Raw genomic sequence first — 21,049 nt, 5'->3', positions numbered from 1 at the left:
GGCTTCTCATGAAGATTAGTTTGGAGGAAGCAAAGAACTATCTAAGGGTTGAACACTCAGAGGATGACCACTTGATTCAAGTCATGATTTCTGCCAGTGAAGAGTTGTGTTCCAGTATCCTACGCAAGAATCTGGAGGAAGTGACGGAGGAGAAAGAAGTTGACTTCCTTCAGACGATTGTTTTATTTGGGACAGCTTATCTTTACGAGCACCGAGAAGAAGGAGGGCAGGAGAGTTTGGTAGAACTCCTCAAGGCTCTTCTTTCTGCTCACAGAAGGGATGTGTTCTGATGAAGATAGCTCCATTAAGCAAACGGGTTTTCTTTGAAAAACGAGTCATTGTGCAAGATGCTATTGGCAATGAAAGCAGTCAGTGGCAGCCATTGTTTTCTAGGTGGTGTTCCTGCAAGGTACTTCTTGAAACGGAAGGCACTGCAACAGTAATGGTCAAGAATATTCATCAGTTACGCTTTACGCTGCGCTATGACCCGGCTATACAAGAGTTGGATAGTAAAACCACTCGTCTTCGCTTTGAGAATAAGGTTTATAATATCAAGGCCATTGATTCGTTGACTTATCCTCAGAAGATAATCCTGATAGATGCGACAGAGGAGGTACAATATGCCAATAATTGACCCGTCTGACCTAGCTTGGTTTGTTCAAAAGGAGTTAGAAGATTATGTTGAAAGGTCTACTGAAACAGTGAAAGCAGTGGTGGAAGACAGTACGCAGGAAGCCGTCAATGAGTTAAAGCAACATTCTCCAAAAAATCGGGGAAAATATGCTCGAGGATGGACCTCTACCGCGACTAAAGAAACGAATCTAGCTTTGACAAAAACGATTCATAATCGAACACCAGGACTGACGCATCTCTTAGAAAATGGTCATGCCAAACGAGGCGGTGGCAGGGTTGAAGGAATTCGGCATATTGCCCCTGTTGAAGAAAAGATGATTCGCCAATTTGAAGAGCGCTTGAAGGAGAAGTTATGAAAAAAGATGAGTGGTTTCCATTTTTAAGCAGTCTAGGTTTGTCCAGTGCTTACCATCATTTTGAGGAGGGGCATAGTCCAGCTCCTCCCTTTTTGGTGTATTGGTTTCCTGCTTCTCAGAATTATGGAGCAGATAATCTGGCTTATCACAAAGGAAGTCAAGTCAGACTGGAGCTTTATACCGAGAAAAAAGACCTTGGTTTAGAAGAGAAAATAGAAGCGGCACTCGATAGTCATTCTCTCTTTTTTGACAAGGAAGAAACCTATCTGGATACAGAAAAGCTGTATCAGGTTATTTATCATTTAAGTCAATAGAAAGGAAAAATCCGATGGAGAAAAATAAAGTCACCTTTGGTCTGCAGGATGTCCATTGGGCAGAAGTAACCAGAGAAGGAGATGATGGGGCGCTGACCTACGGGACAGTGGAGCGACTTAGGGGTGCTGCAGAGCTGACCTTGGAGCCACAAGGGGATTCTGGTTCCTATAAAGCAGACAACATCAATTTTTATACGACAGAATCTAATGATGGCTATGAAGGAACTCTGAAACTGGCTCTTTTGACACAGGAATTTTTGACTCGAGTGTTGGGAGAAACTATTGATGCCCAGAGTAAAGTCATCTCAGAAATTGCAAGCAGTGAGAAAAAAAACTTTGCTTTGATGTTCCGATTTGAAGGGGATAAGAAAGAAACGCTCCATGTGCTCTATTATTGTTATGCAAGCCGGCCAACAGTAGCTTCTAAAACAAAGAGCGGTTCAGACATCAATGAAGTGGAATTGAAATTCAAAGCCAGTCCTCGGCCGCTTGATAAGCTAGTCCGTCGCAGGACCACAGAGGATACCCCAGAAGATGTCAAAAAGACTTGGTTTACAAAAGTCTATGAGCCAACTGTGAAACCGGGAGGTTAATCATGCGAAAAATGATTCAGTTATCAGGTAAGTACATTGAGCTAGCTACTAATGCTTACACACCGATTGCCTATAAAAAAGAATTTGGGAAAGATTATTTTCAGGATCTGTTTCAAATGTTGCAGGCGGAGTCGATTCTAAAAAAAGCTGAACAGCTAGAAGAAGGCAAAACTTTATCTGCATCGGATGTGGATATGAGCATGTTAGCGGATTTTGATATGACGTTTTTCCACCGGCTCTTTTGGGTTTTTGCCAAATCAGCTAACCCATCTATTGAACCTTTTGAAGAGTTCTTTATGGGCTTAGAAGAATTTCCGCTTCAAACAGTAGGACCGGTTCTGATGGAATTGTTAAATCAAGGAATGACCACCAGAAAAAAGTCGACGCGTCGGAAGAAGCGAGTAGAGAAACCTTCACGGTAGAATCCTATCTTCACTGTTGTAAAGAGACAGGACTATCCATGTCAGATTTAAAAGAGATAACGATTGGCATGGCCTTGGACTATCAGACAGACTATGTGGAAGTGCGTACCAAAGAAGCAGATAGAACTCGCAAGGCTACGCAGACAGACTTTGATAACTTTTGATGTAGCGGTAAGGAGGTAGGGTATGGCTGGAACCATTAAAGGAATCACAATTGAAATTGGAGGCGATACCCAGCCCTTACAAAAAGCTCTAAAAGGGGTGAACCACGAAGCCTTAGAAGCAAGCCGAGAACTGAAACAAATTGATAAGGCACTAAAATTTGACACAGGCAATGTCACTCTCTTAACTCAGAAACAAGAGGTTTTAGCCAAGCAAGTTCAAACAACCAAAGAGAAGCTAGAGACACTACGTCAAGCCCAATCTCAGGTAGAAGCTCAGTTTCAAAGCGGGAAAATCGGAGCTGATCAGTATCGGGCTTTTCAAAGAGAGGTCGAAATCACTCAGAACACTCTCAAAAGCTATGAAAATAAGCTAGAGGGTGTCAACCGAGCTTTGGAGCAAAATGGCTCCAGTGTCACCAGCAACAAAAGTAAACTAGCTGCTTTAGGAGCTGAACAAAATCAACTAGCATCAGAGAGTGAGAAAGTCGCTTCCTCCTTTAAGTTGCAAGAAAGTCAGCTAGGTCGTAATGCCAGTGAATCTGAAAAACTGGCCCTTGCTCAGAAAAAGGTTGCGGCTCAGTCAGAGATTGTCGAGAAACAGATTGCCAATTTAGAACGGCAGTTAGAGTTGACCAAGGCTGAATACGGTGAGAACTCAGTTGAAGCCAATAAACTAGAAAAGTCACTCAATGAAACCAAGACAGCTTATCATCATCTGCGAGATGAGATGAGCAGCATGAGTGGAGCAAGTGATAATGCCAACCACAGCTTAGTAGAAACTAACAATCTTCTAAGGTCTGAGATTCTAGCCAACTTCAGTGAAAAACTGAACGAAATCAGTCAGAAGCTGATTGACTTCGGAAAAGCAACACTGGAAGCTTTTCGGGAAGTGGACGAAGGGATGGATATCATCGTCACCAAAACCGGTGCCAGTGGAAAAGCGCTGGATGAGATGACAGATATTGCAAAAGGTCTTGCGACTGAAATTCCAACGGACTTTCAAACAGTGGGCAGTGCTGTTGGTGAGCTTAATACCCAGTTTGGGTTGACTGGTGATGCCTTAAAGGACGCTTCTGCGACTTTGATTAAGTACGCAGAAATCAATGGTTCGGACGTGACGGAATCAGCCATTTCCGCAAAACAAGCCATTGAAGCATATGGACTTGAGACGAGTGATTTAAATCGGGTCTTAGATACCATCACTTATACGGCCCAGGCGACTGGTGTCAGCGTTCAGGATTTGATGACCAAAGCCATTCAAGGTGCTCCACAAATTAAGGCTTTAGGACTTTCGTTTGATGAGGGTGTGGCTCTTATGGGGCAGTTTGAAAAAAGTGGGGTCGATTCTTCGGCTACTCTTTCTTCCCTCTCCAAAGCAGCAGTCAACTATGCGGCTAAGGGCAAGACACTGAGTGAAGGCTTAAGAGAAACGGTCGAACAAATCCGAAACAGCACTAGTGAAACGGAAGCCTTAACGCTTGCATCCAGTATCTTTGGTACTAAAGCTGCTCCACGGATGGTGGATGCCATTAAGAGGGGAGCTCTATCTTTTGATGATTTAGCAGGAACTGCAGAAAAAGCAAAGGGTGTGGTTGCTTCCACCTATGAAGCAACGCTTGACCCTATCGATCAGTTCACGCTTGCACAAAATGCAGCTAAAGAGGCCATGGCCGAAGTTGGAGGAGCAATTGCAGAAACCCTAGCTCCGTTTCTTCAACAACTTGTTCCGCTTTTAAAAAGTGTTGCGGAATGGTTCGTGAATCTTCCGGAACCTGTGCGGGAGTTCATTCTGGTTGTGGGTGGACTGGTGACTGTTGCGGGTATTCTCTTACCCATTATTGTGGCCTTACAAGCTGCAGCTTTAGCTCTTGGGACGACGATTGGAGGGATGTTAGCTGCGGCTGCTCCGATTGTAGGGATTGTACTTGCGGTGATAGCGGCTGTTGCTTTATTGGTCATTGGTATTAAGGAACTGTGGGAACATAATGAAGCTTTCAGAGCAGCTGTTACGGATGCTTGGAATGCTATCTATTCAGCTATTTCTTTCATCGTTCAACAAGTCGTAGACTTTGTGATGGAAATTTGGGGAACCTTGGTTTCTTGGTGGCAGGAAAATCACCAGTTGATTCAAGATGCTGCAACAACAGTCTGGAATGCCATTTCGACGGTAATCACCACCATTATGGATTTAATTGGGCCTTATCTAACAGCTGTTTGGGAGAATATCAAGCTCGTTGTCACAACAGCCTGGGATATTATCAAGACGATAATAGAAACAGTCCTAAATGTTATTCTTAGCATTATCACATTGGTCATGCAAGTGATCACTGGGGATTGGTCTGGTGCCTGGGAAACCATTAAGCAAATTGTATCTACCATATGGGAAGGGATTCAGTCCATCATTGGCACCATTCTTAATGCCATCTGGCAATTTATAGTGAATAGCTGGAACGGTATCAGAGATAGTGTTTCAAATATTCTATCAGCCCTTTCTTCTTTATTTTCATCCATTTGGAATGCCATTCAATCCACGGTGACAGGGATTGTTCAGGGGATTGCAAGCACACTATCCAATATCTGGAATGGGATCTTGCAGACCATATCAAATGTCCTAAACAACATCTTCTCAACTGTTCGAAATATTTGGGATGGAATCAAAAATGCCATTTCTGGAGCGATTGATGGGGCTAAAAATGCCGTATCCTCTGCAATCAATGCCATAAAGAATCTCTTTAATTTTCATATCTCTTGGCCGCATATTCCATTGCCGCACTTTAGTGTCAGCGGGTCGGCCAATCCGCTTGATTGGTTAAAGGGGGATATTCCACGGATTGGGATTGAATGGTATGCCAAGGGTGGGATTTTAACCAAGCCAACCATCTTTGGCCTAAATGGTACGAATCTCTTAGCAGGAGGGGAGGCAGGCAGAGAAGCGGTTCTTCCCTTAAACCGAGAAACATTGGGTCAGATTGGTCGTGGAATTGTTTCTACCTTGGATGCTCTGCCACAGATTACTATCACTATTTCAGATGTTGTGATCAGAGAAGAAGCGGATTTAGAACGCTTGGCAGAACATGTAGCAGGAAGATTGGCAGAAGAACTCGCTAGGCAAAAACAACTGAAAGGATTGGGAACATGATTCGATACAATGAATTAGTCATTGATGGAGTGCATACCTCTTCGTTTCCTTTTAAGGTAATAGTGGAAAACAGTCCACCGATTGTCATGAAAGGCAGCAAGACTCAGCTCCTTGAGCATAGAGGGATCAGTGGTGCCGTCATGGAAACCAACAAGCATCGAAATGTGATGGAGTTGACATTTAAGATTTATGTGGTCAAGCCAAGTGAAGAAGAACTTTTTCAGTTTTTGACTCTCTTTTCTAAAGAACAGTTTTGGCTGGAGAGTGAGCAGTTGAAGACAGTCCGTCTTTGGTGCTATAAGGTACTTGTTTCAAAAATGATAAAGGACAAGCATGGAGTCTATGAGATGGAAGCGACCTTCCAATGCCATCCTACAAAATTCTTTAAAGATACAGATAGTCAGTCATTCACTCAAAATGGTGCTTTGCGAACGAAAGGTTCGGCTTTGGCTTTTCCCCAATTGACCATAATGGGAAACACTTCAACTGAAACCAGTTTTACGATTGGTAGTCAGGTTATTCGTTTGGAGAAAATAGAGTCTGGTGAAACACTAGTGATGGATAACAACCCTGACAAACCAAGTTTTAGAGCCTTATCAGGAAAAAGAATCAATTGGTCTGGTGACTTTTTGACGATTGACTCTTCAAAAGATAAAACAGTGGGAGTCGTATTGGGAACTGGGATTCAGTCCATTCGTTTTGAGATTGTCTGGGGGTGGGCCTAATGCTTTATTTATTGGATAAGGAAGTACAAACAGTTAAATGGAACGGTATCCCCCTTTATGAAGCGGTATCTGCTAGGGTAAAGGAAACCTTGAATGGAGATTTTACCTTAACCCTCAAGTATCCTATAACGGACAGCCATCTTTATCGTCAGTTGAAGGTAGATAAACTCATTAAGGCTCCTGTACCTGAACTGGGAGAACAGCTGTTTCGGATTAAGAAACCAGTTGAGATGGATGAACATGTGGAGGTACTATGCTATCACATTACGGATGATGTCATGCAGCATTCCATTAAGCCAATTGGAAATTCTCAGGTCGGATGTATGACGGCCTTATCCAGTATGGTTCAGGCAGCCAAAACTAGTCTTAGTCCTTTCTCTTTTACCAGTGATATCGTAAAGCACAGGGATTTCAATACCAAAGAGACAACAACACTATACAGTGTACTGCTAGATGGAGCGCATTCCATTGTTGGAACCTGGGAAGGTGAGGTCACTCGAGATAATTTCTTATTCTCTATTCAAGAGCACCGAGGAGAGAATCGTGGTGTCATTATTACGACTCATCAGAACCTGAAATCCTACAAACGGAATAGAAGTTCGCAAACTGTAGTGACACGTATCCATGTTCATTCGACCTTTAAACCAGAAGGAGCTAAAGAAGAGAAGACGTTAACCGTGACTATTGACAGTCCTTTGCTTGATGCTTATCCCTACATCAATGAAAAAGAGTTCACGAATAACAATCTTAAAACCCTTGAAGAATTGCGAAAATGGGGTGAGAGTAAATTCTATCATGATAAGATTGACCGAGAGCAGGATGCCATTGTGATAGAAGCCTATGAGCTAGATGGTCAAACGGTTCATTTGGGAGACTGGGTCACTCTAAAAAGCCGAAAGCATTATGTGGATTTGTTAAAGCAAGCCGTGGCTTATGAATACGATGCACTGACTAAAGAATATTTCTCATTGACCTTTGACGATAAAGTCAGAGAAGGTGGCCATAATACCTCTTCAAAATTGACGGCTGCAGCTCATTCCATCTTAACCCTTGCTCAAGGCAGCCATGATTTGATGGTTGAACGAGCTTTAGAAAATGCCAATAGGGCCTTTGATGCTGCTTTTGAGAAGCAAGAGAGTAAGGTATTAGATGGCATTGAAAAGGCAAAAGCAAAGGCAGAGGAAATTGCAGCTCAGACTCGTGATCAGATTCAGAGTTCGTTTACTGCTTTTACGAAATCGACAGAGTCGACTCTTCATACGATTACTCAAAAGACGGAAGAAGCCTTAGGCAAGACAGGAGCCACTCAGAAAGCTCTGAACAATGTCCAAGAAGTAACGAATCGAACAACAGCAGACTTGAAAGTTTTTCAAACAGAAATTCTTCAGAAAATGGGCACTTTTGTCAGTAAGATAGAAGTCAAGCAAACTCTATCCGGTCTTGAAACAACTCTCCAACAGGTTCAGGAGTATGTTTCAAAAGATGGTGAACGGCGGGAACGACTGGAGCAGTATGTACGGACGGAAACAGCCAATCAGGCCAGAACTGTCCGAGAGCAAGTAGCCAAGGACTATGTCGCAAAAGCCTCCTATTCAGAAGATGTGAAAGGCTTAAATCGTCGCTTTGAGAGTTTGCAAATTGGTGGGCGCAACTACATTCGTCATTATGATTTTGATGGTCTGTTGCCCCTCTCGTCTAATGTATCAGAATGGAAGTTTGAACGGGTACCGGATACGAATGCCAAAAGTGGATACTATCTCAAAGCTACTTGTACCAAAGCAGGGAATGGTGGCTTTCATAAGCCCATTTTTGATTTAAGGGGGGCTGAATGGCAAGGGAAGAAAATGGTCTATTCGGCCGACATGAAAGCGAGTCGGTCGGTAGTTGTTCGGTTTGGTTTTGAGACCGGTGGTGTTTCAACCGTGACACTTCAAACTGAATGGCATCGGTTTGTTCATCCTTTTACCGTGAAGTTTGAGAGATATTGGTCCTGGGTATGTTATTCGAATGGCTGGCTTGTTGGTGATGTTCTTTATATTCGGGATCCACAATTGGAAGATGGGACAATTGCGACGACACCGAGTCCAGCTCCAGAGGATGACCGGCAGTACACAGAAACCAAGATTGCCTCCTATTCTCAAACAGTGGAGGGACGCTTTTCAGAAATTTTGCAGACAGTCAATGGCAAGACCAACAGCAGTGATTTTCAAAAGGTTCAGGAAACAGTTAATCTGTACTCACGGCTCATTGGCTCAAAGGAAGACAGTGTCAAACATAACTTGGCCCAGATTGTCCTGACAGATTCTTCCTATGTGACCAAGGTGACGGATTTGACCCAGAGAGTTTCTACTGTTCAAACTCAGCTCGCAAACAGTTGGTCGGTTCAGCATTTGACTTCTAGTGGTAGAGTTTTAAACAGTATTAATCTTCTAGCAGACGGTCGGAATTGGATTCATGGACGACTTACTCATATTACTGGTGAAACGTGGATTGACCATGCTGTGATTAAGTCTGCCATGGTGGATAAGTTAAAGACAGCCAACTTTGAATCGGGATCAGTCACCACCGCAATCTTAAGTGCAGAAGCAGTAACGGCTGAGAAACTGAAAGTAGATGATGCCTTGTTTAACAAGTTATCTGCGACCGAAGCTTACTTGAGGAAACTTTTCTCAAATCATGCCTTCATCAGCCAGGTGCAGTCTGTAACTTTATCTGCGAACAAGATATCAGGTGGTATCCTAACAGCCATTAACCGAGCTATGGAAATCAGTCTCAATGCGGGTCAAATTTTGTATTATACAGACCAAGCTGCCTTGAAACGAGTTCTAGCTGGTTATCCAACCCAGTTCATTAAGTTTGCGACAGGAAATGTCGATGGTAAGGGAAGGGCTGGTGTGACGGTCATTGGGTCTAATCGCTATGGCAATGAAAGCTCTAATGATGGTGGCTTTGTCGGTATTCGGGCTTGGAATGGGGTTAATGTTGACTCACTTGATATAGTTGGAGATGAATTGTCCTTTGCCAGTTCTGCCTATGATAATAAAGATGGTTGGGTTATGACAACAACAGGAAAGCTTCAGCTCCGTCCAAGCAGAAAACAGGATAGACGAGACTCGACTATTAATGTTGGGGACGTTTGGCTTTATTTAGATACAAGTGGAAATTATGTCTCACTCCATGAGATTCTCCAACGCTTGTCTAATAGCATTGGAGTACTTTATGAGTATCGGGCTAATCATGGTGAAGGGCATCCAGCTTGGTGGGATACCAGAAGCTTAGTGGGACGTTTATAAGAAAGGAAACAAATGAAACCAGAAGAAGTCAATCAGGCTCTTCGTTTAACCATTGAAGAGCTGAGCAGAAAGCTTGCTGATGAGGTGACATCAAAGAACCTCTTAGCCATTCAATTGACGCATAAAGAGGAAGCTTACCAAGTTCTCCTTCAGAAGAAAGAAGAATTGGAAGCTAATCTCAAAGAAGCGACTACACCATTAAAAATAGATGGAGGAAAGAAAGATGGAAGAAAAGGAATTACTACCTGATCTAAGTAGAATTATAGAACCTTTTGATTTGGTGGCGGCACTCACTTATATGCGCGAGAATGGTGAGTTCATTCGCTGCAAGAATGAGGGGGAGGATTTTTATATGTACCGAGAAGTACAAAAGCGTCCCGTGATTAAAGAAGGTCGACGTCAATTGATGGAAATTGAAACAGTGGGAGCTTTGACTCAGTGGGGGGCGACAGTCCCTACCATGAATTTGTCTGAGTTATTCCATAAAAACTTTTATATCATGCAATTTGATGAAAAGGGAAATCCCGACTGGAGTGAACCGCATAGAAAGGAAAATGCATCATGAAGCAGTTAGTTTTTGCGAATAAAGTACTATTTACTACGGTAGGAGGACTTTTAGGAAGTGTTTTTGGCGATTGGGATGGTTTTATTTTTGCCTTGATTGTCTTTATATCTATTGATTATATCAGTGGATTGATGGCAGCAGTTGTTGAAAAGAAGCTATCCAGTGCAGTTGGTTTTCGAGGACTGTTTAAAAAAGTTGTCATTTTGATGTTAGTGGCTATGGGGCAGATTATTGATACTCATATCTTGAAACAGGGAGGCATCATCCGAACCGCTATTATTTTCTATTACTTGTCTAACGAGGGGCTCAGTATTATAGAAAATGCGGCACGGATTGGTCTGCCAGTTCCAGAGAAACTCAAACAAACTTTGAAACAATTAAAATCGGAGGAAAAATAAGATGGCATTATTTGGAGTAGATATCAGCGAACACAATGGTTTTATTGATTTTGATCAGTTGAAAAACAATGTTGACTTTGTCATTATTCGTTCGTCTTGGGGTAGCTTTGCGGAAGACCTGTGTGCACGGCGAAATGCATCTGAATGTGAGCGGGTTGGCATTCCGTACGGATTTTACCATTATAGCTATGCTCGAAATTTGGGAGAAGCACAAGCTGAGGTCAATGCCTTTTTGAATTTTGTCCGGCAATTTCATCCTTCTATGCCTCTCTACATTGACATGGAAGATGCGGACGGTTGGAAAGCCAACAATGGAGGTGTGAGCTGGGAAACTTCTACGGCTATTTGTCAACTGTTTTGTGACAATGTAGAAGCCGCTGGTTACTGGGCTGGTGTGTATGCGAGCCTGTACTGGTTCCAGAATATGGGTGACTTATCCCAATATACGAATTGGGTAGCTCAGTGGCAGGTAGCTGCTTGTTCTGTTCCAACAGATATTTGGCAGTTTACTAGTGACGGAGTTGTTGGCGGTATCAGTGGTCGAGTGGATTCCAACTATATGTATCGGGATTTGCGTTCTGTTTATACTGGCCAAATCCCTGAACCTCGCCCTGCGGTTCCAGCACCAGCGTCAACTAGGACTTACACGGTTCAAGAGGGGGATACCCTATCAGCTATTGCGTCTCTTTATGGAACAAGTTATCAGGAATTAGCGGCAATCAATGGGATTGCCAATCCTGACTTGATTTATCCGGGGCAAGTTTTGCAGGTTACGGGAAGTGCTCAAGTATCCAGTACTACCAACTATACCGTTGAAAACGGAGATACGCTTTCCGCTATTGCAGCTATGTACGGCACGAACTACCAGCACTTAGCGGCTATCAATGGAATTGAGAATCCGGATTTGATTTATCCCGGTCAAGTGTTACGAATTGAATAATCCATCAAGGTCTGTGTGGTTGTCCATGCGGGCCTTTTACATAGACAGCATTTCAACTAGAAAAAGCTTGAATGAGTGGGCTGAATACTTGATAAATTTGGCCTTTAGAGTGATATATAGTAAGGAAGAAAGGAGAATGGGATGAAGCCAGGAAAGATAAGAGTTTGTGCCTATGCGCGGGTTTCAACCATGACAGAAAAACAGCAGGAATCCCTCACCAATCAGCAAGCCTACTATAATCATTTTTTTAAAAATAAAAAAGATGTCGAGTTTGTCGGAGTTTATTATGATCAGGGGATTTCAGGAAAACTGGCCAAGCGTCCAGGCTTTCAGCAGATGTTGGAAGATTGTAGGGCAGGAAAGATTGATGTCATTCATACTAAGTCCATTTCTCGCTTTGCCAGAAACACTGAGTTATTACTTGCAGTATGCCGGGAACTGAAAACTATTCAAGTGGATATCTTCTTTGAAGAACAAAATCTCCATACCTTATCAAACGAAGGAGAGGTCATGCTTACGGTTCTGGCTAGCTATGCAGAAGAAGAACTGCGCAACATGAGTGAGAACCAACGGTGGGCTTTTCAGAAGAAGTTCCAGCGAGGAGAGCTAGTGATTAACACTAAGCGTTTCTTAGGCTATGACAAGGATGAGAATGGCGAGTTAATCATCAATCCTGAAGAAGCTAAAATCGTCAAACGGATTTATAACCTTTATTTATCTGGTATGGGAGTTCATGTTATCGCAAAGCTATTCAATGAAGAGGAAGTTCCTACGGTAGACGGTGGGCGATGGTATTCAAGCACCATTACCAATATTCTAAAAAACGAAAAGTATAAGGGAGATGCAATCCTACAAAAATACTATTTTGCGGAAATCAAGGCCAAGCAACGGCTCAACAAAGGTCAGGTGCAGCAGTACCTGATTACAGATAACCATGAAGCTATTGTATCCAGAGAAGATTGGGAAGCCGTTAAAAAGCGACTGAAACAGAATCGAAAGGCAAAGCTAAGCATTGATTACAATAGACGATATCCTTTGAGTGGCTTATTGAAATGCGAGCATTGTGGCTCTACTTTAAAACGACAGAAGTACTACAAAGGAAAGGTTGTGTGGGTCTGCAGCAAGTATATCCGAGAAGGGAAGGTCGCCTGCATCGGCATGCGCGTGCCAGACAGTGTAGTACAGGATTGGAGTATCCATGAGCCCACAGTGGTAAAGGAGGGGAACATCGGTGGCAAAAAATATTACAGTTATTCCAGCAAAGAAAACGATACAAGTCGAGCAGAAGCAACACATTCAGAAAATCCGAATGGCGGCCTACTGCCGAGTATCCACCGACCAAGACGAACAGCTATCAAGCTATGAGAACCAGGTTCGGTATTACAAAGAGTATATTCAGCAGAATCCTCTCTACGAGTTGGTTGATATTTATGCGGATGAGGGGATTTCAGGAACTAATACCAAGAAACGCACAGAGTTTAATAGGTTGATAGCTGACTGCCGAAAAGGCAAAGTAGATAGAATCATTGTGAAGTCTATCAGCCGTTTTTCTAGGAACACGCTAGACTGCTTGAAATATGTTCGGGAGTTAAAAGAACTTGGAATTGGAGTTACCTTTGAAAAGGAGAATATTGACAGCTTGGATGCCAAAGGTGAGGTGCTCTTGACCATTCTTTCTTCCTTGGCCCAAGACGAATCTCGTTCTATCTCAGAGAATGCGACATGGGGGATTCGAAAGAAGTTCGAACGGGGCGAAATAAGAGTTAACACAATCAAGTTTGTAGGCTATGATAAAGGGGAGAATGGAAATCTTGTCATCAATGAGGAGCAAGCCAAGATTGTCAGACGAATCTTTCGGGATTTTTTACAAGGAGAAACGCCAGAAAGTATAGCGAGAACTTTAAAAGAAGAAGGGGTTCCAGGTTGGAATGGGAAAGCCAACTGGTACCCCACTACCATTCAAAGGATGCTCCAAAATGAGAAGTACATGGGTGATGCCCTCCTGCAGAAAACCTATACGGTAGATTTTCTGACCAAGAAGCGCAGTGAGAATCAAGGACAGGTCAACCAATACTATATCGAAGGCAACCATGAAGCCATCATTGATAAGGAAGAATGGGACTTGGTTAAGCTCGAGGTAGAGCGGAGAAATCAGTTTAGGCAGGACAATCACATCAATTTTTACATTATCCAGTGCGAACAAAACCCTTTCACCTGCAAAGTATTCTGTAAAGAATGCGGAGGACTATTTGGCAGAAAGAACTGGACCACGAGCAGAGGGAAACGTCCTGTCTGGCAGTGCAATAACCGGTACAAGGTAAAAGGTGTTCAGGGCTGTACTAATCGCCATATTGATGAGGAAACGCTGCAGCAAGCTTTCCTTAGAGCTTTAGAAATTCTAAGGGAAAATAAAGAAAAGCTACTAGATAAGTGGGATAACTTTAGAGAAGAACAAAAGCTGGAGAGGTACCATGCAGCTAAATTAAAGGAGACACTTAATAGTAATCAGGAAGAATTCAATGGAAGGAAGATGTGCCAGGTTCTTGAGAAAATTAGTCTTGGAGAAGACGGCAGCATCTCTATCAAATTTTTAGAAGGAACGGAAGTTAATTTATAAGGCCATAGCTAAGAGAGTAGCACTCTAGCTGTGGCCTTTTTTGTTTTTATACGGTAAAATAGAACTAACAATAAAATGGAGATCTAGTACGGCATGAGCAGTAATGATGAATTATCACAGTCTAATGAATCAATTAATTTGAAAATGTTGAATGAGGACTATTTTGAAGAACTCAGTAAGCGAATAGATAGATTCAAGGTCCTAAGAAAAGAAGCTATAACTTTAGCTGCTGGAGTAATAGGGGAACATTTATTTGAAGAAGATTTGTTTTTTTCTTCAGCCATTGGACGAACAGTGGATATTTTAGATGGAATATCAAACCTTTTAGAAACTAGGAATATTACTTGTGCAGGTATCTTAGTCAGGATACAATTAGATAATTTGATGAGAGTTTTTGCGGCTTTTATAGCTGCAGATAGGTCAGAATTTATAAAGAAGGTTTTAAAAGGTACACCTGTCCGAAAACTATATGATGATGAAGGAAATAAGATGACGGATTATAATCTCAGGAAAAGAATATCAGTTTATTGTCCTGAGATTGATGATGTCTATGTGAAAGCATCCGGTTATGTTCATTTTTCAGATATAGCAGTTCATAAGAGTTGGTGGGGTAATAAAGAAGATATCCCTCATTATTCTGTTGGTCTTCCAATCAGAGAAGAGGTTAACCCTCTCCTTTTAGAAATTGCGGATGCGTTTATCTATTTTATCGAGATAGAATTTGAATTATATGATGTACTAGTGAACTCAAAGAAAAATGCAGATAAGAAGTTAGGTGGGCAATCTGCTAAGGAAGGATAGTTGGAGGTGAGATATAATTTTGGATGATGAAAAGATGGAATTACCAAAGGAAACTATAGGGAGTGTAGCGGCTACTAGGACTGAGTTTGCGAAGTTGTATGCAAGTATGAATGCTGAACAAATCGCCAGGATGCTACAACCGTTAGAAAAAATTGCTAAAGTAGTCAATTATCCAACAAATAAATCTATCCAGGCTGCAGCTAGTTCAATGGCTAAGACTTTCATTAATCCCATACAGATTGCGACTAATAAAACTCTTATAGATGCTGCAGGGACTCTAACTAAGAGCTATACTGATGCAATGAAAGTTGCCAATATTCCTTTTGATTCTATTAGTTCTATGTCGGCAACTCTGCAAGCATTTTTAAAAAATTTTCAATCAACGATTTTTAAAGATTTATCTAATTTTACAAAAATCTTAGAAACTACAACTACTCATACTGAAGAGGAAATAAAGGATATACAGTATAAGCTAAATATTTTAGCTGAACGAGGTTGGGTAGTATATTTCCTTGATTATGATCTGTTTTATGATGTTAAGATTGACGATTTTGAGGAAGTAGAGGAGTATTGGTTTGAGTTACTAGAATCTGATTTGGAGGATAAAAATATAATTACAAAATTAGAGCAATCTCAGTTTATTCCATCAGTTTTGACTCAATCTATGGTTCAAAGCTATCAATCGGAAAACTATTATGCAGCTTACACAGTTGCAACAATTATAATTGACGGTGCTTTGAATAGATTTGCAGAAGCAGGTAGCAATACCGGCAACAAGTTGAAGGTAGGGTATAAAGCGGTGGATTTTTTAGATTCAGAGTTTACTAATCAATCTTTACGAGATTCTGGATTTATAGAATGGTTAAAGCTGTTCTTCGCAGATACTAAAAACTTCACGTTAGAAAGACCGAATCGACATATGATTAATCATGGAAGATGGGAAGGGCAAATTAGTAAGAACGATTTCCTCAAAATTTTTAATGCTGTGCTATATGTTGAAGACGTACTAAGTAACCGGATAAGTTACGTTTAATGTTTTACTTCAAATATTTAGACGGTCTTTATTTCGTTTCATAGTATAGGAAGATAACGTCAGCACACGTCGAATGTGTAAGCTTGTTAGTGAAACGTAGCTAATCCTCAAAAGGTTCTTCGAACCTTTTGAGTCCACAAACGCATCATGTTGTGGCGGTATCACTGCTTGTACGAGCTGAGGCATCAGCGAAGTAGAAGGAGATGTTCCGCCCATGCGATAGGACTCGTAGAATGAGGAGGGGCACCGACGAGATGATACGGTAAGTCCGAACCGCCGAGTGTGTAAGTTTGTTAGTAAAACGCAAATAATCCTCAATGAGTCCACAAACGCATCACATGTTGAGGCAGTATCACTGCTTGTACGAGCTGAGGCATCAACGAAGTAGATAATCTGCCCATGCGATAGGACTCGTAGAATGAGGAGGGAATCTGACAAAATGATACGGTAATTCCGAACTGCCGAGTGTGTCAGCTTGTTAGAGAAACATTTTTACTATACATAAGCTTTAAAAGCTTTAAAATTAACTACTAGAAAAGGAAGTATTATCATGGGAATATTCGATGATTTTGAGTACAAAGAGAACTACCAAAATGAAGAAAAAGTAATTGAAGTACTAAAAAAGATTTTAAGAGCAATTCATCTAAATAATTATAGAGATATTATGGATAATGTTGATGGTTCAGAAGTTGATGATTTAAGAGAGTTGCTTGAATATATTGACGATTCATTACAATTAAACGATTTTGATAAAATTGATGAATATGGTGTAGAATGTAATTTCCATCCGAATTATGAGTATTCTCAACTACAAGTTTATGAATTTAATGATCAAACTGGTTTTGCTGTTGAATATCAGATGACCTCTAATTCTGAATTAGTAGATTTAACCCTACAATTAGAATTTTTATACAATGAGGATGGTTACAAAATAACTTCTATAGATGTAGATCCTGGATAAACCAAACTTAATTATCTTCGTTATGAAATATATGTGTATACTAAGGATAGATAATTAGGTTGTAAGTTGCATAGAATATCGGTTAGTTTTTCAAATATTGGAAGAATGAAAGATGTATCTATTGGAATTGTACCAAAATGATTATTCTAAAGATTTAGTCGTGTTTGATTCTTTAGAAGATGGAAAAGACTTTGTATCTAAAATAACTGGATATACTCTAGAAAATGAAAATGATTTTGTTCAAGGTAATAAAATAGAAATAACGAACATTTATATGAAAGGTTTAGAGTTAACATGAGTATCTTATTTAAAGAATTTAAAACCATTTGTTTCCATTTAAATCGAGTCGGAATTACACCGACACTGATGGGTTCTTTTGGATTGGAGTTTAGAACGAAAGAAAATTGGGGGCCGTCTGACATTGACATTCATGTGCCTGGTGACCCTAGAGGTTGGGAAGCACCTGATCATCTCAGAATTTATGACTGGGACAAGATAATGAAAGTGATGAAAGACTTAGGCTACGTCTTAATAGATATTCATGAGCATGAATTCCAAAAGGATAGAGTGAGTGTTGAATTTGGAAGTATCGATTCCTTACCTGATTTTGCAGGAGTTTCGGAATCGGATATAGAGCTTATTCACATTGAAGGCATCACTTTTCGTCTTCCAAGTCTGGAGCAGTATCTAAGTATTTACAAAGCTTCTTCTCAAGACTCCTATCGAAATGATCACAATAACAATAAGGATTTTAAAAAGATCGAGTGGCTGGAAAGACATTTGTAAATTATCATATGAAAAGTAGTAAGTTGTAAGACTGGCTGCTATGTTATTTTTATTATCATTTTATTGCTTATTTAATTTATACTATATTGGCTAGTAATAGAATTAGTAAAATCAGGTGGAAAAATTGTAAAAGAGCCACAGGGACTTTTCTGGGGTAGATATCAAGCATATTTTTCGGATTTAGATGGATATTATTGGGAAGTTTCTTGGGGACCCAATTTTCAATTTGATGAAAATGGACTATTGAAATTTTAGTAATTAAGGGAGATAGCAAAAATGGCTTCAAGTAAAGAATATTTAGATTTCATTTTAGAACAATTGTCTGAGTTGGAAGAAATATCATATAGAGCAATGATGGGTGAATATATAATTTATTATCGAGGGAAAATCATGGGTGGAATTTATGATGATAGATTTTTAGTGAAGCCTGTCAAATCTGCAATAGCGTATATGCCGAATGTAGAATACGAATTGCCGTATGAAGGTGCAAAGGAAATGCTATTGGTAGATGATGTTGACAACAAAGAATATTTAACCGGCTTATTTAATTCAATGTATGATGAGTTACCTGCATCAAAACCAAAGAAAAGGAAATAATTAAATTAGAAGTTGTAGGGGGGAGTATGAGAATCGGAGTTATTCAAGCAAGTTCACAAGCGCCCAAAAATCAAATAATCTATGATGCTGTAGTAAAGTACGCTCCAAAGAAATCTGAGGTTATAAATTTTGGCTGTACGATAGAAGAAAATGAAAAATATTCGTATATAGAGATTTCTATTCTTGTAGGTATCTTGTTGGCAAGTAAGACAGTTGATTTCGTTGTTACGGGCTGTTCTTCTGGACAAGGAATGATGCTTGCTTGTAATAGTATGCCTGATGTCATTTGCGGGTATGCACCTACACCGAATGATGCCTATTTATTTGCCCAGATTAATAATGGAAATGCGATATCATTACCATTAGGTGAAGATTATACATGGTCAGGTACTGAAAATCTCGAAAGAACAATAGAAGCTCTTTTCTCGGAGCCATTTGGGCAAGGATACCCAAAAAGTGAGGCAGAGAGAAAGGTAAGAGATGCTGAGAAACTTAAAGAAATAAGAAGAATCGGGCAGATTCAGTTTGAAGAATTCGCAAATCTACTAGATATATCATTGTTTGAATCAATAAAGAGGAAACAGAATGTAATTCAGAATGTAAAGGCGTATGGGAAGAAAGAAATAGCTGATTTAATGAAATGAACAAATCCTAGTTTGTCTAGGTAATATCTTTTAACGATAACCTTATGCTAACGTTAAAAGCTTTATAAATATGTTTCCACATACAGACAGGACTACCTGACATACTTAGTGAGCACTCGTTTCAATTAGAATATGTGAGTTTGTTATAGAAACTTAGTTAAAGATCTCGCTTTTTCATTTCAAGGCGAGAGGTTTCAAAGCTCCACTGGAGCTTTGAACTCCCCGAACCTTTTGAGTCCCACAAACGCACCACGTTGCATCTGTAGTTCTTCTGGTAGTAGCTTAGAAATATTTGAATGAAATATTTTTAAAGTGTTTGTATCCTAGCAAAGAGTTAAAGAGCGACTATCTAAGTTGGTAAATAACTTTAGGAGGTTTATACGTTATGCTTAGATCTTATGTAACCAAGAAGCACTTATTCTTCTATTTTATAGCGATTATGATTACTTGGTTGGAGGCTATTATTACACCAGCTTTGATTCAGTATATTGTCTCCAGTTTTACCAATCACCAGTTGCATTTGCTATGGCAGGTCTTGTTTTGGGGGATTGTTGGAAATCTGATTCTCTTGCTGGGTTTGGCGGGGAAACGTTATTACTACGCACGAGTGCTGACAGACTTCAAGTCGGGTATTAAGAAGGGGATCTTTCAGACTTTTCTATATAGCCGTCGGATAGCGGATGAAGAAGTTTTGTCAGACTTGGAAAATGATGTAAAACAGCTAGAAGATAATTATATTGAGCCGACTGTTATTATCATTTCTTCTTTGGGATTTACAACCGTCTCTATCTGTTACGCTCTTTGGACTAACTTTTATCTTGGTCTGCTCTTTATCATTTTTTATTCGATACCTGTCCTTTGTAGTGGAATTGGCTCTAAACGTTTGGATGAAATTACGAAGGAGAAGTCCTTAGCTAATCAAGTCTATGTCTCTCAAGCAACCAATATGATCGCAGGTGCTCGTTCCATACGGTATTATCGGGGACAAAGCTTGTTTTACAAACTGTTCTCTAAAGATTTGCACAAGGCTCTAAAGGAAGAAATCGCCTATGAAAAGCAGCGGACTATAAATAGTCTCTTTATCAATGGAATTGATGCTTTTTGCTCTGTTGCGCCTATTGTCATTGGTGGTTTCATGACCTATTATAACTACCTATCTGCAGCCAGCTTTGTAGGGATTTACCTCGTATCGTATAATATTGGCTATCAATTTCAGGAGTTATCTTACTTTATCAATACTAGAAAATCAGCCAAGTCTCTCTGTGATAAATATCAAAAATTGTTGGGAGTAGACTTGGATATGCCTTCTGTTCTCGAAGGTTCCGTCTTTCCTATCCAGTTAGAGAAAGTCAGTGTTGAGCGTGATGGTCAAGAAATCCTAGCCTCTTGTGACCTTACTATTGAGGAAGGGGAAAAGATTGCCATTATCGGAGAAAGTGGGTCTGGAAAAACAACCTTACTGAACCTAATCTATGGTGAAATTGAACCTAGTCATGGTCGGATTCGCTACCATGGGCAAGAACTAACCTCGGATGAACTCTATCAGGCAGGAGCTTACATTCTCCAGTCTAGTCATATCTTTGATGGTTTGAGCCTAGAGGAAAATATTGCTTTGGGACAAGAACTTGATACTGTAAGGATGGACGAAATCCTGCATCAAACTGGTTTGAAAGCTCTTCAAAACAAAAACCTTAGCAACCAGACTCTGTCAGGCGGTGAGAAGCAGCGCTTGGAAATTGCCCGTGCTCTCTATCACAATCGCCAATTTATCCTAGCTGATGAGGTCAAAGCCAATCTGGACTTTAAAAATCAAGAGAGAATCAGTCAACTTCTCTTCTCCCTCCCTCAAACACTCGTAGAAGTGATTCATCACTATAGTGAAGAGGACTTGAAGCGCTATGATAAGGTGATAAAACTGGAGAAATAGGTGGAGGTATAGATTTCAGAAAGGAGTGGCAGGTTTATTCTTTTTTGTGAGATATATAATAAAAACTCTGTCTAAAATATCAGTACAATTATGTCAAACGAGGGATGTATCTAGTGAAAATCCTACAGTAAGGAGTTTAAA

24 protein-coding genes and 1 pseudogene are annotated in these 21,049 nt (G+C 40.5%); all 25 read left to right on the top strand.

The window, feature by feature from the left end; all coding sequences use genetic code 11:
* The first annotated feature begins 8 nt into the window (after nucleotides 1-8).
* Nucleotides 9-290, top strand: a complete 282-nt coding sequence (locus tag ABT997_RS00895; protein WP_008282402.1) for a head-tail connector protein — start codon at nucleotides 9-11, stop codon at nucleotides 288-290.
* Nucleotides 290-634, top strand: a complete 345-nt coding sequence (locus tag ABT997_RS00890) for a head-tail adaptor protein (protein ID WP_200771887.1) — start codon at nucleotides 290-292, stop codon at nucleotides 632-634. The genes ABT997_RS00895 and ABT997_RS00890 overlap by 1 nt, the downstream gene beginning before the upstream one ends.
* Nucleotides 621-989, top strand: a complete 369-nt coding sequence (locus ABT997_RS00885) for an HK97 gp10 family phage protein (RefSeq protein WP_200771886.1) — start codon at nucleotides 621-623, stop codon at nucleotides 987-989. The genes ABT997_RS00890 and ABT997_RS00885 overlap by 14 nt, the downstream gene beginning before the upstream one ends.
* The gene (locus tag ABT997_RS00880) at nucleotides 986-1,303 is read left to right on the top strand and encodes a hypothetical protein (RefSeq protein ID WP_200771885.1); all 318 of its coding nucleotides are present in this window, start codon (nucleotides 986-988) and stop codon (nucleotides 1,301-1,303) included. Before ABT997_RS00885 ends, ABT997_RS00880 begins: the two co-directional genes overlap by 4 nt.
* A 14-nt stretch (nucleotides 1,304-1,317) precedes the next feature.
* Nucleotides 1,318-1,896: a major tail protein gene (locus tag ABT997_RS00875; protein ID WP_200771884.1), complete on the top strand. Its 579-nt coding sequence runs from the start codon at nucleotides 1,318-1,320 to the stop codon at nucleotides 1,894-1,896.
* Between the two features lie 2 nt (nucleotides 1,897-1,898).
* On the top strand, nucleotides 1,899-2,318 hold the full coding sequence (locus ABT997_RS00870) for a hypothetical protein (RefSeq protein WP_350018538.1): 420 nt from the start codon (nucleotides 1,899-1,901) through the stop codon (nucleotides 2,316-2,318).
* A gap of 38 nt (nucleotides 2,319-2,356) precedes the next feature.
* Nucleotides 2,357-2,482, top strand: a complete 126-nt coding sequence (locus tag ABT997_RS00865) for a hypothetical protein (protein WP_004186359.1) — start codon at nucleotides 2,357-2,359, stop codon at nucleotides 2,480-2,482.
* Between the two features lie 22 nt (nucleotides 2,483-2,504).
* Nucleotides 2,505-5,621, top strand: a complete 3,117-nt coding sequence (locus tag ABT997_RS00860; RefSeq protein ID WP_288598723.1) for a phage tail tape measure protein — start codon at nucleotides 2,505-2,507, stop codon at nucleotides 5,619-5,621.
* Entirely contained in the window at nucleotides 5,618-6,346 is a 729-nt protein-coding gene (locus tag ABT997_RS00855) for a phage tail protein (RefSeq protein ID WP_200771881.1), read from the top strand. Before ABT997_RS00860 ends, ABT997_RS00855 begins: the two co-directional genes overlap by 4 nt.
* Complete coding sequence (locus ABT997_RS00850; RefSeq protein WP_350018537.1) at nucleotides 6,346-9,639, top strand: phage tail spike protein; 3,294 nt, start codon at nucleotides 6,346-6,348, stop codon at nucleotides 9,637-9,639. The genes ABT997_RS00855 and ABT997_RS00850 overlap by 1 nt, the downstream gene beginning before the upstream one ends.
* Nucleotides 9,640-9,651: 12 nt before the next feature.
* Nucleotides 9,652-9,888 carry a hypothetical protein gene (locus ABT997_RS00845; RefSeq protein WP_200771879.1) on the top strand — a complete coding sequence of 79 codons (237 nt, stop codon included), beginning with the start codon at nucleotides 9,652-9,654 and terminating at the stop codon, nucleotides 9,886-9,888.
* The gene (locus tag ABT997_RS00840) at nucleotides 9,863-10,204 is read left to right on the top strand and encodes a hypothetical protein (protein ID WP_200771878.1); all 342 of its coding nucleotides are present in this window, start codon (nucleotides 9,863-9,865) and stop codon (nucleotides 10,202-10,204) included. The genes ABT997_RS00845 and ABT997_RS00840 overlap by 26 nt, the downstream gene beginning before the upstream one ends.
* Nucleotides 10,201-10,602 carry a phage holin family protein gene (locus ABT997_RS00835; RefSeq protein WP_200771877.1) on the top strand — a complete coding sequence of 134 codons (402 nt, stop codon included), beginning with the start codon at nucleotides 10,201-10,203 and terminating at the stop codon, nucleotides 10,600-10,602. Before ABT997_RS00840 ends, ABT997_RS00835 begins: the two co-directional genes overlap by 4 nt.
* 1 nt (nucleotide 10,603) lies before the next feature.
* Nucleotides 10,604-11,542: a LysM peptidoglycan-binding domain-containing protein gene (locus tag ABT997_RS00830; RefSeq protein WP_350018536.1), complete on the top strand. Its 939-nt coding sequence runs from the start codon at nucleotides 10,604-10,606 to the stop codon at nucleotides 11,540-11,542.
* A gap of 141 nt (nucleotides 11,543-11,683) precedes the next feature.
* The gene (locus ABT997_RS00825; protein ID WP_200771875.1) at nucleotides 11,684-12,907 is read left to right on the top strand and encodes a recombinase family protein; all 1,224 of its coding nucleotides are present in this window, start codon (nucleotides 11,684-11,686) and stop codon (nucleotides 12,905-12,907) included.
* Nucleotides 12,795-14,159, top strand: coding sequence for a recombinase family protein (locus ABT997_RS00820; protein WP_433916224.1), 1,365 nt, complete (start codon nucleotides 12,795-12,797; stop codon nucleotides 14,157-14,159). The genes ABT997_RS00825 and ABT997_RS00820 overlap by 113 nt, the downstream gene beginning before the upstream one ends.
* A gap of 93 nt (nucleotides 14,160-14,252) precedes the next feature.
* Complete coding sequence (locus tag ABT997_RS00815; RefSeq protein ID WP_200771874.1) at nucleotides 14,253-14,960, top strand: hypothetical protein; 708 nt, start codon at nucleotides 14,253-14,255, stop codon at nucleotides 14,958-14,960.
* Nucleotides 14,961-14,994: 34 nt separating this feature from the next.
* Nucleotides 14,995-15,993, top strand: a complete 999-nt coding sequence (locus ABT997_RS00810) for a hypothetical protein (RefSeq protein ID WP_350018535.1) — start codon at nucleotides 14,995-14,997, stop codon at nucleotides 15,991-15,993.
* A 550-nt stretch (nucleotides 15,994-16,543) separates the two neighbouring features.
* A complete protein-coding gene (locus ABT997_RS00805) occupies nucleotides 16,544-16,954 on the top strand; it encodes a DUF7668 domain-containing protein (RefSeq protein ID WP_125330026.1) in 411 nt (136 codons plus the stop codon).
* A 112-nt stretch (nucleotides 16,955-17,066) separates the two neighbouring features.
* A complete protein-coding gene (locus ABT997_RS00800) occupies nucleotides 17,067-17,252 on the top strand; it encodes a hypothetical protein (RefSeq protein ID WP_125330025.1) in 186 nt (61 codons plus the stop codon).
* Nucleotides 17,249-17,740, top strand: coding sequence for a phosphoribosylanthranilate isomerase (locus ABT997_RS00795; protein ID WP_350018534.1), 492 nt, complete (start codon nucleotides 17,249-17,251; stop codon nucleotides 17,738-17,740). Before ABT997_RS00800 ends, ABT997_RS00795 begins: the two co-directional genes overlap by 4 nt.
* Nucleotides 17,741-17,833: 93 nt before the next feature.
* Nucleotides 17,834-17,995, top strand: a pseudogene (locus ABT997_RS00790) (VOC family protein); the annotation flags it as partial.
* A gap of 21 nt (nucleotides 17,996-18,016) precedes the next feature.
* Complete coding sequence (locus ABT997_RS00785; protein WP_350018533.1) at nucleotides 18,017-18,337, top strand: TfoX/Sxy family protein; 321 nt, start codon at nucleotides 18,017-18,019, stop codon at nucleotides 18,335-18,337.
* Between the two features lie 26 nt (nucleotides 18,338-18,363).
* Complete coding sequence (locus ABT997_RS00780; protein ID WP_350018532.1) at nucleotides 18,364-18,981, top strand: RpiB/LacA/LacB family sugar-phosphate isomerase; 618 nt, start codon at nucleotides 18,364-18,366, stop codon at nucleotides 18,979-18,981.
* Between the two features lie 385 nt (nucleotides 18,982-19,366).
* Nucleotides 19,367-20,908, top strand: coding sequence for a streptosactin export ABC transporter GggC (gggC, locus tag ABT997_RS00775; RefSeq protein WP_003003557.1), 1,542 nt, complete (start codon nucleotides 19,367-19,369; stop codon nucleotides 20,906-20,908).
* The last annotated feature ends 141 nt before the right edge of the window (nucleotides 20,909-21,049 follow it).

The sequence above is a fragment of the Streptococcus australis genome (assembly GCF_040226615.1).
Taxonomy (GTDB): domain Bacteria; phylum Bacillota; class Bacilli; order Lactobacillales; family Streptococcaceae; genus Streptococcus; species Streptococcus australis_E.
Note: the sequence above shows the minus strand (reverse complement) of the source record. Positions and strands in the feature narration are given on the sequence as shown.

Bases quoted from the DNA above. Each gene is read 5' to 3' on its own strand.
- ABT997_RS00895 (WP_008282402.1), top strand. From the start codon at position 9: ATGAAGATTAGTTTGGAGGAAGCAAAGAACTATCTAAGGGTTGAACAC.
- ABT997_RS00890 (WP_200771887.1), top strand. From the start codon at position 290: ATGAAGATAGCTCCATTAAGCAAACGGGTTTTCTTTGAAAAACGAGTC.
- ABT997_RS00885 (WP_200771886.1), top strand. From the start codon at position 621: ATGCCAATAATTGACCCGTCTGACCTAGCTTGGTTTGTTCAAAAGGAG.
- ABT997_RS00880 (WP_200771885.1), top strand. From the start codon at position 986: ATGAAAAAAGATGAGTGGTTTCCATTTTTAAGCAGTCTAGGTTTGTCC.
- ABT997_RS00875 (WP_200771884.1), top strand. From the start codon at position 1,318: ATGGAGAAAAATAAAGTCACCTTTGGTCTGCAGGATGTCCATTGGGCA.
- ABT997_RS00870 (WP_350018538.1), top strand. From the start codon at position 1,899: ATGCGAAAAATGATTCAGTTATCAGGTAAGTACATTGAGCTAGCTACT.
- ABT997_RS00865 (WP_004186359.1), top strand. From the start codon at position 2,357: ATGTCAGATTTAAAAGAGATAACGATTGGCATGGCCTTGGACTATCAG.
- ABT997_RS00860 (WP_288598723.1), top strand. From the start codon at position 2,505: ATGGCTGGAACCATTAAAGGAATCACAATTGAAATTGGAGGCGATACC.
- ABT997_RS00855 (WP_200771881.1), top strand. From the start codon at position 5,618: ATGATTCGATACAATGAATTAGTCATTGATGGAGTGCATACCTCTTCG.
- ABT997_RS00850 (WP_350018537.1), top strand. From the start codon at position 6,346: ATGCTTTATTTATTGGATAAGGAAGTACAAACAGTTAAATGGAACGGT.
- ABT997_RS00845 (WP_200771879.1), top strand. From the start codon at position 9,652: ATGAAACCAGAAGAAGTCAATCAGGCTCTTCGTTTAACCATTGAAGAG.
- ABT997_RS00840 (WP_200771878.1), top strand. From the start codon at position 9,863: ATGGAAGAAAAGGAATTACTACCTGATCTAAGTAGAATTATAGAACCT.
- ABT997_RS00835 (WP_200771877.1), top strand. From the start codon at position 10,201: ATGAAGCAGTTAGTTTTTGCGAATAAAGTACTATTTACTACGGTAGGA.
- ABT997_RS00830 (WP_350018536.1), top strand. From the start codon at position 10,604: ATGGCATTATTTGGAGTAGATATCAGCGAACACAATGGTTTTATTGAT.
- ABT997_RS00825 (WP_200771875.1), top strand. From the start codon at position 11,684: ATGAAGCCAGGAAAGATAAGAGTTTGTGCCTATGCGCGGGTTTCAACC.
- ABT997_RS00815 (WP_200771874.1), top strand. From the start codon at position 14,253: ATGAGCAGTAATGATGAATTATCACAGTCTAATGAATCAATTAATTTG.
- ABT997_RS00810 (WP_350018535.1), top strand. From the start codon at position 14,995: ATGGAATTACCAAAGGAAACTATAGGGAGTGTAGCGGCTACTAGGACT.
- ABT997_RS00805 (WP_125330026.1), top strand. From the start codon at position 16,544: ATGGGAATATTCGATGATTTTGAGTACAAAGAGAACTACCAAAATGAA.
- ABT997_RS00800 (WP_125330025.1), top strand. From the start codon at position 17,067: ATGTATCTATTGGAATTGTACCAAAATGATTATTCTAAAGATTTAGTC.
- ABT997_RS00795 (WP_350018534.1), top strand. From the start codon at position 17,249: ATGAGTATCTTATTTAAAGAATTTAAAACCATTTGTTTCCATTTAAAT.
- ABT997_RS00785 (WP_350018533.1), top strand. From the start codon at position 18,017: ATGGCTTCAAGTAAAGAATATTTAGATTTCATTTTAGAACAATTGTCT.
- ABT997_RS00780 (WP_350018532.1), top strand. From the start codon at position 18,364: ATGAGAATCGGAGTTATTCAAGCAAGTTCACAAGCGCCCAAAAATCAA.
- gggC (WP_003003557.1), top strand. From the start codon at position 19,367: ATGCTTAGATCTTATGTAACCAAGAAGCACTTATTCTTCTATTTTATA.